Origin of the sequence: Nostoc sp. LEGE 12447 (genome assembly GCF_015206985.1) — a bacterium.
In the GTDB taxonomy this organism is placed as follows: Bacteria; Cyanobacteriota; Cyanobacteriia; order Cyanobacteriales; family Nostocaceae; genus Nostoc.
On record NZ_JADEXT010000051.1, the window covers coordinates 1 to 13,578 of the forward strand.

The following is a 13,578-nucleotide window of genomic DNA, read 5'->3' on the forward strand; positions in this document are numbered from 1 at the left end:
ACTCAGCAGCGATGATTTTAGCGTTTACAACGGCTATCCAGCTTTTGCCCAGCAGAAATGTTTGGCTCATCTACGCCGACACTTCAAAAAACTAATTATTCTTCCAGGTCTTCACAACCAAGCTATTGGCGAAGCTTTTGTTGATTTAATTGATGAAGCTTTTAGGAATTATGCTCGATGGTTTGAGACTCTTGACTCCACCAGTTACAACGATTGGGTCAATCAATTCAAATCTAAATTGTATTCCTCACTCCATCAGTGGATTGACAAAGCAGGAGCTACGGCAGGCCAGCTTTTACGTTCTTTGCGCGATAAAGCAAATCAATGGTGGTATTTTCTTGACTACCCTGAAGTCCCTCCTGATAACAATCTCGCTGAACGATCGCTGCGTTTAGCTGTCACAAAACGTAAGGTTAGTGGTGGTTCTCGTTCAATGGAGCGGTTTCAACATACTGCCAAATTGTTGACTGTGGTGCAAACCTGCCGCCGTCAAGGTAGGTCTGTGATTGAGTTTTTTGCACAAGCTCTAGTTGCTTACTCCAATAATTATCAGTCTCGCCCTTCTTTACTTCCGCAATATTAGACCTGAATCCTTACTAACTACGAATATCACCAAGCCGAAGAAATTTGTTCAATTGGTTCTGGGTCAGTTGAATCTGCCGTTAAACAGATTGACCGTCGAACAAAGATTTCTGGGGCACAATGGAAACGAGAAAATGTCCCTCAAGTCCTGGCTCATCGCTCTGCTTACCTCAATGGATTATTGTCGGTTTGAGCTACTTCAAAAAGTGGGATGCTCCCAAGAATGTTTGCACGGGTTATGCTTCTTGCTTTGTGCTTACCTTTTTTAATTATCGATTGCAGTTGAGAAACTTCATCTTCATTCAAGTCAACAATATACTTTTTCGCCATGTTACACCCCGTTTTTGGCTATTTTACCAATTAGAGGTTTTACTTAGCAAAGTTACCTTGGCAGACTACTAGAGGAATCACGAAAGTGAAAAAACGGCGGAACCAGGGCTGGTAAATCGCTAGAGGATACTGATGATAAAAAACACCATCCAGGATTTGCCGTTTTGTCCAACGAGGCGGTCTAGTTTTCTTCTTTTGGGGCAATAATGGCTCAATGATTTCCCACTCTTTATCACTTAAGCTGCTAGAGTACGGCATTTACTTCTAATCTTAGCTCGTTATCAAAGATCCCAAATGGGTTCTATATGAGAACGCTATAAATTTTCTTTTTGGCGAACAGCGAGGACGGCTAACTGAGCGATGAAAAACGAAAAGTAGGTATGGAGTGGCAACCAAAAACTAACCCCTCCAGAATGATATGATTATTGCTAGATATTTATTATACAACAGAGTATAAATAGATTTTGATCGCGCTTGTTCACTGTTAATTAACTGAAAGTATGGTTAACTGGAGTCGAGTCATAATGAACCGTGAAACGGCAAAGCTACTAGATAATTTGCCGTACCAAAAATGGCGAGTAATGGAAATTTCGGGAAATTCTTGGCACAATTTTGGCTTCCAAGAGTATAAAAATATTAACTATCCAGAATATGATATTTGTTCTGCACCCTTACGAGAAAATTTTGATTTAATTATTGCCGAGCAAGTTTTTGAGCATCTGTTGTACCCCTATCGAGCTTGTAACAACATTATTTCAATGCTTTTCCCTGGAGGATATTTTCTTATATCGGTACCTTTTCTTGTGAAAATTCATAACCGCCCCATAGATTGCACTCGCTGGACGGAAACTGGACTCAAATACTTTCTCCACGAATGTGGCTTTCCTCTAGATAATATTCAAACTGGCTCTTGGGGAAATCGCCAATGTATCATTGCTAATATTGCGAACTCCTCTGAATGGGTCAAATATGATCCTCTCTCTCATTCTCTAGAAAACGAAGCTGAATTTCCCTACCACGTATGGGCATTGGCTCATCTAGATTTTAGTCTGGCTTAGGCTGAAAAATTTAGCTTAAATGAGTGTCAAACAATTTATCAAATCAAGCATAGATTGTTGTTAAATTATTTAATTCAAAAACTAAAACGTCCAGATGTTCCCATGTTTATCGTTTACTTTTTAATTACTTGGTGAGAGAGCGAGTATCATTTTTTTGGTAGTTGCGTAAGTCGGGACCAATCATCTCCCAATGATGCAACGCCTTTACAAGACGAGTCATACTTGCATTTAAGTAAGGTAAGTCTGTGTTAAAAAATCAATTTATGCAACAAAGAGTAAACTCAGTAAAGAGCTTATAAATGAATTGTTCCAGGGTTTTTACAAAACTCAACACACTTTCGTTTTATCGAGTCACAGTTCAAGAACTTGATACCATTGCCATTGAGCGAAACTCTTTTCATGGTGAGTGGAACTATATTATCAAACCCCAAATTTCTCCCTAATTGTTCAAGTTATTTTTACATGATGCCTTAGTTCCACTGCGAAAAGAGAGCCGGGAAGTTTTAGTAAAGTATTTACAATTGCGCCAACAGCAAGGAGAGGTGTTAAACAGCCTTAGAGCCTGTCAAGAAACAACTTTTACAATTTATTATCTAGAAAGCTTACTGAGAAAGCATTTTTAGCTCAAAAGAGGCAAGGTTGTTACATGACTTGCTCTTAGCCCACTGATGATTTCACACCATGCTTCATACAAGGGTGAACGCTTGAGTTATCACGGCATTTACAACGCTTTGGAAAAAATCGGTGAAATAGCTCACATTGAGGATTTGCATCCTCACTCCTTTCGTCACACCTATGCCACTGACTTATTGCTATTGGGAGTTGACCCCAGCCATGCACGAAAACTAACAGGACATCAAAGTGAGAAAGCGTTTCGGCGCTATACCCTTCGCAGCGAACAAGAAGCCGCGATCGCTGCCTACTATCGTGCAATCGGTGAAACTCAAGTGGAGTAAGGTATGCCCAAGCCACTTGATCCCAAGTGTCAGCTATGTTCCAAACTACCAACTGCCCAAGCCAAAGTTTTACATGGAACAGCAGGGGATGGGTGTTGGAATCCAAAAGTCTGCCACAATCGCCGCTCATTCTATCGCCACCGCTCCTTTCATAATTCAGCAGAAATTGATTCAGTAACAGTCGAACCACCAGCAACATATTTTGCAGTGCTGTATTTGTATAAAGAACCAGGGGATAAACCATTACACGCTATGTCGGCAGAACTCTGGCTGGGGCAAAAGCCTATTTGTCGCCTGGAACCAATTCACTGCTTTGGGCTAACGGCTGTCAAGATCCGCGCCTATACAGATCAGGTGTTGCAGGCTTTTGCAAAACAATACAGTGTTTCACTATATCAATATAAGGATATGTTTGAGATTAGCTCAAGCTACTGCCCAGTGCGCCCTTGCCCCTTGCATCCACAATCTTAGAGATGACTACATATCGTCAATTAACAATCTGGGATGTGCTTGATGAGTTGTCCGAATCTCCAGCGACATCAACACTAGCACCGATGTGGGAATGTTTAGATGCGGAGCTTGAAAAATTACCCTTGGAGGCACAGTTATCAACCGCAGCGCTTGCCTTCAGTCAGATTGCAGATATTCTCAAGTCTCGTGCCGAAATGCTGTTGCAAGATACCCGCGATCGCAATAGTCTTTTGGGGCCAGTTGTTAGCACCGATCTCTTTGCTGGTCTAGTGCGGACAACAATGCACCTAGATTTAGATGATTTGATTGAACCGCAAACACCACAAATCTTTAAACCACACGGCCCACACCAATTTTCATATCCTACTGAGTCGGGCGATTCTGTAGTAGCACCCGTTGAGAAAGCGAATGTTTTGGCAATGCTCGATGAGGTGACAACTTTAGAAGATGTCCGCAATTTGGCATCAGATGAGGATGTAGAAAAATGGCAGAGCGCGATCGCTAACCATCTGATAAATGTCAAAGATGAGATTTCTTTAGTTAAACTGCAACGTGTGTTGCAAATGCCAATGGTAGAAGTATGGTTGGGATTATTGCTGGGTGGGTTTACCTTGGAGCAACGTGGAGATTTTTATAACAGTCGGAATATTTGGGTAAAAAGTTCTCCAATTGTGGGTTTGCAGATGTGGGTTTGCAGATAAGATGAAATTTGAACAACGGAGTTACAGGAGTTCCAGGCGACGGAATTCGCACATAAAGTGAAATCAATTGTGGGACAAGGGTTTGAGGAAGCTAGCGAATTCGCACATAAAGTGAAATTTTGCATCTACTCACAGAAATTCATTATATTTTGTTCAATATCAATTACAATTTATACCTAAAATCCCGAATTTTTCATAGTCAAGCTGCTTGGCTACCTATGACACGAGGCGATCGCCTGGGCGTGGGGCGTAAGCCTATCACACTTCAAAAGTACGTTTTTAAAAGCATTCGGGCTGTCGTTAAATCAAAGTCGGAAAATTTCAATTTATGTGCGAATTGAATATTTGGCTCAAACCCAGACTCCACAATGAATTTTACTTTATGCGCGAATATCGGTACCTGGAACCCTTATAAATTCGTTGTCAGAATTTCATCTTATCTGCGAACCCACAAAAGTGCCATGCAAACCATAGGGGACGTGATGCTTTAAGTGCAGGCGAGCTATGGGTCCTTGGCTGAGGCATTTCCCATCCAAAATTACAACATCAGTGCGGTGGTGGGCGGCATCATAAACCAGGGTGATAATCCAACCATCATCCTCTGCTAAGGGTGTAGAGCTTTCTTTTACACTTGAGCGCGGTACAAAAACAGGTTCTCCTACAAACCCCTTGGGAGCCGCACTCCAAAACTCTTGCTGTCCCGATTCTGGGTTGATTTTCAGTATCGCTTGCAGAGGCGCATTGCCCCCAGCTTGATCAGCAGCACCTAAAAAAATCCAGCGATGGGGTTGTCCAATTCGCTCAGAACAGACTTGGGGAAATTCTACACACCGAGAATCAACCAGCTCCCGTCTAGCAGTTTTCTGACTTAAATTCAGGTGAAACCGCCAAAGTTGACCAGGAGGTAATTGGTCAAAGTCAGTATTATCTGGGTAACTACGTTTGTGGTCAAGACCAACAAAGTCTTGATAACAAACGGAATCTACAATTATCTCATCTCCCTGTTCAAAAGCATTGGCGTGATGAAAGACAAAGCAAGAATCAGTTTCTATAACCTGCACGGCTTCCCCTTCGTGGCGAGGAATTATCCAGACTCGCGTGGGTCGATCTGGCTGAAGCTTAATAGACTCCGCCGCCCCCCGAAAGCCGAAAACGTAGGGGAAGGGATTGAAGGATACCGGAGGCTGAAAAAACAGGCAATAGTTAGGGGTAATTGCAAAGTCATGAATAAACAGAAACCCTGGAACTCGATGTGTCAAGTGTTGAACTACAGTTCCAGCAATATCCAGCTCATAGGTATGAATTTTCGAGAATAGGCCAGCATTAATAGCAAACGCTACCAAACGAGGAGATTGAGTGGAGTTCCCTGGAGAAATCTTCGGATGAGCGGCAATAGGAGAACCTTTACGGAGCAGTCCATCAAAAGTTTCAATACCCAAAGTCTCCAGAGTTTTGGCGTTGAGGCGGTAAGGATTTGCAGCTTCCCACAGCGCCAGCAGTTTCTCTCCCCAATATATTACTTGCGTATTAGCAACATTTTTTAACCGCAAATCAAAGATATTAGCTAACCAACCACCTGGTTTTTGTGTGCCAAATACGCCTCGATAAAGCATACGTTTAGCAGTGCGTTCTGCCAGATAACCCTCAGTTTCAATAAATCGATTACGAAAATGGGCTTGTCCTTGGGAAAAAGTAATGGCGCAAATCATACCATCTCCATCCCAAGGATGATGGAGTTGCTGACCATTCACATCTAGCAGTCCAGGCCCATTGCGAAATAACGTACCATTTAGCTCTGGTGGAATTTCTCCCTCAATATCATCAATTAAGTAGTCAAACTCTTGCTGAAGAGAACGCGCCCCTCCCTTCCAATCTTCAAAAGTGTAAGGTCTGTCTTTATGCAATAAAAATTTCTCAAAATTCTCCTCTAAAGTCTGCTCGGTAAAATAAGGAAAAACTATATCATAAAACAATTCTTGAACTGCTTTGCCTTTCTTCTCAATCAAATGTAGATAATCTTGCTTAACAGATTTTTGTCGTCTTTGACGGCGTTCCTCTGCTGAACACTGCTGCTGACGAATATCAGGTAGCCAAGTGGAATGTATTGTCATGGCAAGATTCAAAGGTTCCTTGTTTGAATCTTCACTAGCACTCAGTCGATAAATTGGTTTATTCTTTAAATCATCGGCATGGAAAATCCAAAACTCATCTGTAGCACGGTCAGATTGACTAGGGTCTGGGTCTAACATTACCGCGCATACAAGGAAGCCATGAATCGACTCATCTATATCTTTAGGACAGGGAAGAGAACTAGGAATAAATTGCGTTGAACTTACATAAGTTCCAGAGGGGAATTGATAAGAATCAACAATTTCCATTTGCTGTGTATCTAAACGCAGTAGAGTAATTGGTTTGTTCTCCTCTTTCCGTGGTAATTTTTCAACCGGAACAACTCTACGTGGATCTGCTTTATAAGCATCATAGATGCGCTGAGGTATCAGTTCCCATGTAAACCCTAAAGATAACCAGTAAATATTTTTAACTTCTTGGGCTGTTTCTTGTAGCGAATCGCGGTTGAGTTCCCGATGGGTATATAAAGATAGCGCCCAAGTTGATTGAATATCTTGAACAGTTTCGCAACTTTCTATTTTTCCTGTTTCGCCATCAACCACATATCGTCCGAGAGAACCTAAATCAGTTGAACCAACCATCATTCCCTCTAAATCTTCACGAAATGGCTTATCAGGAACAGGCATATCATGGCGCGTAATCCATTCTGTAACATCCCAACCGTTAACATGACCAACGTGAAGTGTAATTTTATTTTCAGGATTACTATAGTCAGCTGTAAAATGCGAAATCTCTCTAGGTAGTCTCACCTTTTGAACGGTAATTGTTGTTCGATTACCAGGTAAATCTGCTATAGAATATCCTATATTTCCCTGATCTAAATCTTGACGATTAACAATATATAAGCTGGCAAATGGAAGAGGTTTAATTGCCTGGAAAAAGACGGCATAAATCCAACTACCTAGTGAATAAGTTCTATTAAATTTCCACAATCTTAAAAATCCAAACAAAAAAGGAGTAAATATTTGTGAAAACTCCATTTTGAAGGCGATATCAGCAAGAATAATATATTTCTCGGTTATTGCTAATTGATGAAGAGATTGGTCAACCAGTACTGGCTCACCATCAGGCAGTACCAATCGCCAACGCTCCATAGTAGCCTGTAACCCTTTTTGCTCGTCTGCAAATCTATAACGAATTAAATGAGTAAAACGTCCTAACTCTTGCTTGGGATTGAACTCTATTTGTAACAAGGCATAGAATGATTTTACTACTTGGCGGAAACAATTACTATCTAATACCCAATTGACAATTTTTTTAAAATTTCCATTGTAACCTGTTGAATAATTTGTTGTAAATAGCTCATCTCGCTTACCATTTAAGCTATTTAAATCTGTAACATAATGAGCTGAACTAATATAAGTCTCAAAAATATTAATCCATGTAAGCTTAGAAATAACCGGAAAAATGCCGCACCATTCTTCAGTGGAACCTACTGGTTCTAATAGTTCCATACTGTCTGGGTCAAGTTGGTAGGCGCGACCCGCATCCATTGTTAGTAAAAGATGATCTCTAGTCTTTAAAAAAGCTGTATTTAATTGATTTCTCGATCCCAAAACAATACTATAACGACTAGGCCCGCCATTGCGAAAAGCTGAGAAGTAGGAGAAACACTTATATTTTTTAACAAAATATGAAAGTATTTTGTTTCTAAAAGGGGTAAATGGTATGGGTTCTATCGCATAATCTCCTAGATAGAACTGCGTAGCAGGATCTGCATAGTAGCAAGGAGTTTTAGCGATTCTGGTTTTGAGTATTGCTTTGCCATCTTCAAAGCCCAAACGATAGACCATACCATCGCCTGTGTAAAGTTGCGTTCCATCTTCTTGAGGTTTCTTTTCAGATTGAAACAAAGCCCCAACGATAAAAGCATAGCCATGCAACCCTGCGGGTAATTCGGCTAATTGTAGCTCTGCTAGAGGAATGATTTCATTTTGCCTATCTTGATTTTCTTGTTTACGAATTTCAAGATGCCAACAGCCTTCATGACGACTAGTTTTGATAACAGATTTCGGAATATGAAAACTCTTGGAAGGTTGTCCTTTAGAACTAACGTCTTTACTCACCATTTAAATATCTCCCCCAAAATTGTTAAAAATAATCATTAAAATAGCCATATACAAGATGGCAGCCTTTAATGACAGATAAGACCGGATTTTTTGCCAATTCGTAATTATTTTGAAGATGAAATTAAATATATATCGAATTTACATTATTACTAGGTTTTTCGAGGAAATAATGAATGATGCGTAGATGCAAAGAAAGCGGCTTGCTTTTGCCATCACCTGCCTCAAAATTTTGTTTAATACCCCAATTTTTGACAAAAATTAAAGTATAATTACTTATTGACAGAAAAACTGTGATTTTACCTTGTAACTGACAAGTAGTTTTACTACTTTAAAATCGCACTGATGTAAATTAGCATACTATAGCTCTGTAATCTTATTAAGGAATTATAAAGAATTGTTACCACGGTTGTCGTACTCCAAAAGAGAACCCATTCCCCGCAGTCCAGGGTAGGTATCAGAACTTTTTTGATTTCTTCAAGCCGCACACTCGTAACTTCCAGTCATGAGTTAGGCGCTCTATCTTAGGTGTCACTTTCTGTTAAAATTGAAAGGTATTCAGCAAATTTAAGAAATTGTCATCCATCCAAAAAGCATTTAAAGTTACTCTCATACCCACACACAATCAAGAAGTCTTAATCAACAAGACGATCGGTTGTGCCAGATATGTATATAACCGCTTTTTGGCATTAAGACAAGAGTTATATGCCACTGAACAGAGGACTTTAAACTACAACGCTTGCAGTCAGCAACTAACTGTACTAAAGAAAGAAATTTTATCCATCATCTCAGACTTGTAACTGTTGTGGTTTTGTAAACCCATTAGTTAAAGATTTAAATCTGCGCGAATGGGATTGTCCTGGTTGCAATAGTCACAATTTGAGAGATAAAAATGCTGCCCTCAACATACTGAGTGAGGGATTGAGATTACTAACCGCCGTCGGTACGCCGGAGGTTATAAAAAGCGCCTGTGGAGAACTCGTCAGTCCTGGAGCAATTCAGGCAGAGATCGTTGAAGCAGGAATCACGCGACTTCAAGTCGTGTGAGGTTCAAGGATTTGTTCTAAGAATAAATTAGACATCTCCTAAATCTATCAAAAAGACCCGACCTTTTTCCGACCATCAAACTTTATACCAAGTAGTATGATATTTAAATAAGCAGTATTCTTATCGCCAACTTCTTAGAGGGTATATAGGAGAACCAATGCCTGCTGAGTTTCGTAGAAGCGATCGCAGAATCTTATGCAAGTTAAATGTGGAATAGCTTACTTAAACCTCAGCCGTGCCCCTACATTTGGCGATATAATTTTGTACTGCATCTGAATGGGAATCGTTATAAATCACTAGTAGTTCGCTTTCCCCAAAATTGCGCTTGTGGAGGTCGGCGCTTGTGCAAGGGAGCAGAGGAGAGATTTGTACAAGTTCTTTCCCCCTTGCCCCTGGGCACCTCTGCCCAAGAGCTTGCCACCACGCAAAGTTTGTGTGGCAAAGCACTAGACTGCACCTAGTTCTCTTAACATTGCTAACTGAGCTTGGGTCAAACCTTTAGCTCCTGTAATTTTCATTTTTTCGTATGGTCTTTTGGCTTTCAGTATCCGCAGACAATTTCCCAATCGCATCTCCCATAGTCTAATTGTTTCATCCTCACTAGCACTAGCCAAGATTGAACCATCTTGAGAGAAAGCGACTGACCATACCCAATTTGAGTGACCAGACAGAGTGTTGAGACAACTTCCTTTTTCAATATCCCAGATTTTTATAGTTTGGTCGCATGAAGCGCTAGCAATTTTTTGACCATCTGGACTAAAGCTAACAGCCATTACCCAGCTAGTATGTCCTTTTAATGTCTGCAAACACTCGCCTGTAGTGACATCCCAGATTTTGACTGTTTGATCCATACTTGGACTAGCGAGTAAGCTACCATCAGGATTAAATGCGATCGCTCCTACTCTTCCTGAGTGTCCCTGCAATACTTTGATACATCGGTTGTCTGATATATCCCAAAGTCTAATCGTGCAGTCATCGCTGCCACTAGCCAGAATTTGTCCTAGAGGGCTAAAGGCTACCGCCGCTACTCGATCTGTATGTCCATGTAGAGTAAAACGACACTCACTAAGACTGAGATCCCATATTTTGATAGTATGGTCAAAACTGCTACTAGCTAGCACCTTACCATCTGGACTAAAGGCGAGTGACCAAACTTCATCTGTATGGCCGATGAAAGTATGACTGCATTCACCACTTTTAAGATCCCAAAGTTTGATCGTGGCATCTTGGCTACCCCCCGCAACTATCTCCAAGTTTGGGTGAACAGCCACTGCTGGCAAACCTTGAGAGTATGCTTTCAACTCGTGCAGACATTCACCACTCTTCATATCCCAAATTCTTAAAGTATTATCTCTGTGCCCACTGGCTAGCATTTGAGCATTGGGACTAAAAGTTACAGTCTTAACCCAGTTATTATATCCGTGGATGCAAGCAATACACTTGCCGTTACTAACTTGCCACAGCCTAATAGTTTGGTCTTCACTGGCACTGGCAAGAGTTTGGTTATCTAGACTGAAGGCAATACCCCAGATTTGATGGTTGTGACCTTTGAGAGTATGAAGGCAAGTACCAGTCTTTGCATCCCAAATACGGATAGTCTGGTCTGCACCACAACTAGCAATTAGCTGGTTGTCCGTACTCCAAACTGCATTCCATACCCATCCGGTGTGACCTTTAAGAATTCCTAAACACTGATAATTTTCAGCGCTCCAAATTCTTACCGTATTATCACAGCTGGCACTGACTAGGAATTCGCCATTAGGACTGAAGTAAGTTGTCCTAACCAAGTTCTCATGCTCCGTAATCGTATAAAGGCATTCTCCAGTCTCAACGTCCCAAATTTTGATCAGACTGTCAAAGCCACTGCTGACCAATTGTTTGCCATCTGGACTGAAATGAATAGATGTTACGCTACCACTGTGTCCGTGCAGAATTTTTAGACAATAGCCCTCTGATACCTGCCAAATCCTAATGGTGAGGTCGCTACTTCCACTGGCAAGCATTGAACCATTTGGACTGAAGGCAACTGAGTACACACTGCCCGTATGCTCGGATAAAGTATACAAACATTTACCAGACTGTAGTTGCCATACTTTAACGGTTGAATCTTCACTAGCACTAGCAAGCATCTGTCCATTTGGGCTAAAGGCAATCCGGCGTACCCAATTAGTATGTCCTTGCAAGGTTAAAAGACGTTGTTGATCTGCAACTTGCCATAAATGAATCTCACAATTGGCATTACCACTTGCTAAGGTTTTACCATCAGGGCTGAAGACAATTGACATCACCCCATTGAAAGATTGAGTGAAAATAGATTTAGAAAAATAGCAGTGGGAAAAATTAACATTTTGTAAATTTACATCCTGTAAATATGCTTGACAAATTGTTAAATCAGAAAAATCATAACTACTGAAATTAGCTTGAATTTGTCTGAGAAGATTCAGGATGTTGCCTGCTGCATATCCTGAATGGGTTGAAGCCTCTTGTTTCAATTTTTTGAGGAGTTCCTGCACCTGAAGCTGAATCTGGTTGGAACTACCCAGAGCTAATATTAAATTATCAATAACAGGGGCTAGGATGAGACGAATTTGTGCTTGTCTTACATAGTCTTTGCTCTGAGCTTTAATTAGGGCATAATTTCTCAAAAGTTCATGGCTTTGATTGACGATTTCCTGATAAGCGAAAGCTACTAATTGATCGGTAACGTACTCCATCAACACAGGCTGAAGCGTAAAGCGATCTCCTGTACGCTCTAAGGGAATCTTGCGTTGCAGCACTCCCAAAGTTGCAGGTAGTGCTGCCTTAGCAGTTGATAACATCAAATCTTCCCGTAACTCTGCTAGGGACACTGGTTCCCGATTGATTGCTAACCAATACAGTACTTCACAGCACTCTTTGGGGAGCCGTTGAAAGTGCCAAGATAGGAGTTCTTGCAGGTCGTGAAACACTGGCTTGCCTTCCCTTAAAAATTCGGCAATACTGCCAAAAAATACTTCCAGTATGTGTTTACTAACCAATTGCAGTGCTAGAGGATTGCCATCATAAAGCTGAATCAACTGCTGCCAGTCTTCTTCACTAGCTGTAAAATCGCCAAGCTCTGCAATAATCTGTTTTCCAGCTTGGATATCTAACCCCTGTAACACCAAAGAGCGCACCGGACGACTTGGCCCATCCATTAAAATGAGTTCTTGGGGTTTTTCGCGGCTTGTCAGCAGTAAGCAACTTTGATGTGCCACTTCCCCAACCTGTTTAATTAACTGTCCATAGTCTTCATAATCAGCTCGATACCGACCGATGGGATCTCCTGCTTGCAGAAGAGTTTCGGCGTTATCTAGGATTAAGAGACATCGGTGGGTTTTCAGGTGATGGAGCAACAAAGAGATGCGTTCGCTAATTGTCTCTGGTAGTGTTGTCTGCTGTTGTCTGGAAAGTACTTTAATTAAGTCTGCAAGTAGGTCAGAGAGGAGAGGGGCATTGAGAAGCGATCGCCAGATGACAAACTCAAACTCATCCTGGATACCCTTGGCTAACTGAAGTGATAGGTCTGTTTTGCCAATCCCACCCAATCCCAGTTTTAGTGAAAGATGGGTCTTTCCAATCCCCCGCATTCCGACAATCGCCACACATCGAGTGCGATCTCGAATAATCCAGTTTTCTAGAGTTTCTAGTTCTTCTGTTCGTCCAAAGAACACTTGCACATCAGGAGCGTCTCCCCAGTCTGCGTGGAAATTAGAGGGTTGGCAATTTAGAGTCGATGAGGCGGTTGTACCATTTTGTTGCTGTGCAGTTCGTTTTAGTACTCCGTGCAGATTATTCTTGGTAACTTTTTCTCCTAAAGCTCTCGAGAGCGATCGCCATAATTCAGAGCCAACATCTTTAATGTGACCATGATCGTAATCGGAGTCTACAGCCATATCTAAGTATGTCTGTCCTGCCCATGACTGACTGAAGACAATCTTTTGAACTTTTGTTAAGCATCCCCCTTCCAATAATTGCTCGATTAGTGCGATCGCCTCTTCTACTGTCATTTATCTTCCCACGTAAAAATACCAGGTTAACTATGATATTCCCACCATAAACTTGATTTTCTCAAAAAATTTACGTAAATCTACTAAAAAGATCCGACTTTTTCCGACTTTTTTCCGACCTTTTCCCGACCGTAAATTATTACACTTACAGCTACAGTTATGGAACAATATGCCTTGGACGAGAGTACATGTATCGTTACATACTGCCA

The 13,578-nt window shown here is 41.2% G+C and carries 11 protein-coding genes and 3 pseudogenes; 9 read left to right on the forward strand and 5 right to left on the reverse strand.

Features of this window, described 5'->3' with window-relative positions:
• Window positions 1-583, forward strand: a 583-nt coding sequence (locus IQ274_RS30995) for an IS66 family transposase (RefSeq protein ID WP_194144527.1), incomplete at its 5' end; no start/stop codon positions are given.
• A gap of 9 nt (window positions 584-592) precedes the next feature.
• A pseudogene (locus IQ274_RS31000) lies at window positions 593-775 on the forward strand (ISKra4 family transposase); the annotation flags it as partial.
• Here the strand turns inward: IQ274_RS31000 and IQ274_RS31005 are convergent.
• Both IQ274_RS31005 and IQ274_RS36910 read right to left on the reverse strand, forming a co-directional pair.
• Window positions 748-912 (reverse strand): hypothetical protein, encoded by a 165-nt coding sequence (locus tag IQ274_RS31005; protein ID WP_194144528.1) that lies wholly within the window; start codon window positions 910-912, stop codon window positions 748-750. The pseudogene IQ274_RS31000 and the gene IQ274_RS31005 sit on opposite strands and share 28 nt — an antisense overlap.
• 39 nt (window positions 913-951) lie before the next feature.
• Window positions 952-1,170 carry a transposase gene (locus IQ274_RS36910; RefSeq protein ID WP_228058481.1) on the reverse strand — a complete coding sequence of 73 codons (219 nt, stop codon included), beginning with the start codon at window positions 1,168-1,170 and terminating at the stop codon, window positions 952-954.
• A gap of 266 nt (window positions 1,171-1,436) precedes the next feature.
• Between IQ274_RS36910 and IQ274_RS31015 the strand changes: the two genes are divergently transcribed.
• From IQ274_RS31015 to IQ274_RS31035, 5 genes and pseudogenes are all read left to right on the forward strand, one after another.
• The gene (locus tag IQ274_RS31015) at window positions 1,437-1,970 is read left to right on the forward strand and encodes a class I SAM-dependent methyltransferase (RefSeq protein ID WP_228058482.1); all 534 of its coding nucleotides are present in this window, start codon (window positions 1,437-1,439) and stop codon (window positions 1,968-1,970) included.
• Window positions 1,971-2,269: 299 nt separating this feature from the next.
• The gene (locus IQ274_RS31020; RefSeq protein WP_194144553.1) at window positions 2,270-2,413 is read left to right on the forward strand and encodes a hypothetical protein; all 144 of its coding nucleotides are present in this window, start codon (window positions 2,270-2,272) and stop codon (window positions 2,411-2,413) included.
• Between the two features lie 213 nt (window positions 2,414-2,626).
• Window positions 2,627-2,926: pseudogene (locus IQ274_RS38160) on the forward strand (tyrosine-type recombinase/integrase); the annotation flags it as partial.
• Between the two features lie 3 nt (window positions 2,927-2,929).
• On the forward strand, window positions 2,930-3,397 hold the full coding sequence (locus IQ274_RS31030) for a hypothetical protein (RefSeq protein WP_194144530.1): 468 nt from the start codon (window positions 2,930-2,932) through the stop codon (window positions 3,395-3,397).
• Between the two features lie 2 nt (window positions 3,398-3,399).
• Window positions 3,400-4,098, forward strand: coding sequence for a hypothetical protein (locus IQ274_RS31035; protein ID WP_194144531.1), 699 nt, complete (start codon window positions 3,400-3,402; stop codon window positions 4,096-4,098).
• 431 nt (window positions 4,099-4,529) lie between these two features.
• On the opposite strand, the gene IQ274_RS36915 is transcribed toward IQ274_RS31035, so the two are convergent.
• Together IQ274_RS36915 and IQ274_RS36920 are read right to left on the reverse strand one after the other, a co-directional pair.
• A complete protein-coding gene (locus IQ274_RS36915; RefSeq protein WP_228058487.1) occupies window positions 4,530-6,002 on the reverse strand; it encodes a carotenoid oxygenase family protein in 1,473 nt (490 codons plus the stop codon).
• 198 nt (window positions 6,003-6,200) lie between these two features.
• Window positions 6,201-8,297 (reverse strand): annotated as a pseudogene (locus IQ274_RS36920) (carotenoid oxygenase family protein); the annotation flags it as partial.
• Window positions 8,298-8,869: 572 nt separating this feature from the next.
• On the opposite strand from IQ274_RS36920, the gene IQ274_RS36925 reads away from it, so the two are divergent.
• Both IQ274_RS36925 and IQ274_RS37575 read left to right on the forward strand, forming a co-directional pair.
• On the forward strand, window positions 8,870-9,094 hold the full coding sequence (locus tag IQ274_RS36925) for a helix-turn-helix domain-containing protein (RefSeq protein ID WP_228058483.1): 225 nt from the start codon (window positions 8,870-8,872) through the stop codon (window positions 9,092-9,094).
• A 121-nt stretch (window positions 9,095-9,215) separates the two neighbouring features.
• Window positions 9,216-9,341 carry a hypothetical protein gene (locus IQ274_RS37575; RefSeq protein ID WP_265578589.1) on the forward strand — a complete coding sequence of 42 codons (126 nt, stop codon included), beginning with the start codon at window positions 9,216-9,218 and terminating at the stop codon, window positions 9,339-9,341.
• Between the two features lie 446 nt (window positions 9,342-9,787).
• Here IQ274_RS37575 and IQ274_RS31050 read toward each other — a convergent pair whose 3' ends face one another.
• The gene (locus IQ274_RS31050) at window positions 9,788-13,369 is read right to left on the reverse strand and encodes a WD40 repeat domain-containing protein (protein ID WP_194144533.1); all 3,582 of its coding nucleotides are present in this window, start codon (window positions 13,367-13,369) and stop codon (window positions 9,788-9,790) included.
• Window positions 13,370-13,578: the final 209 nt, after the last annotated feature.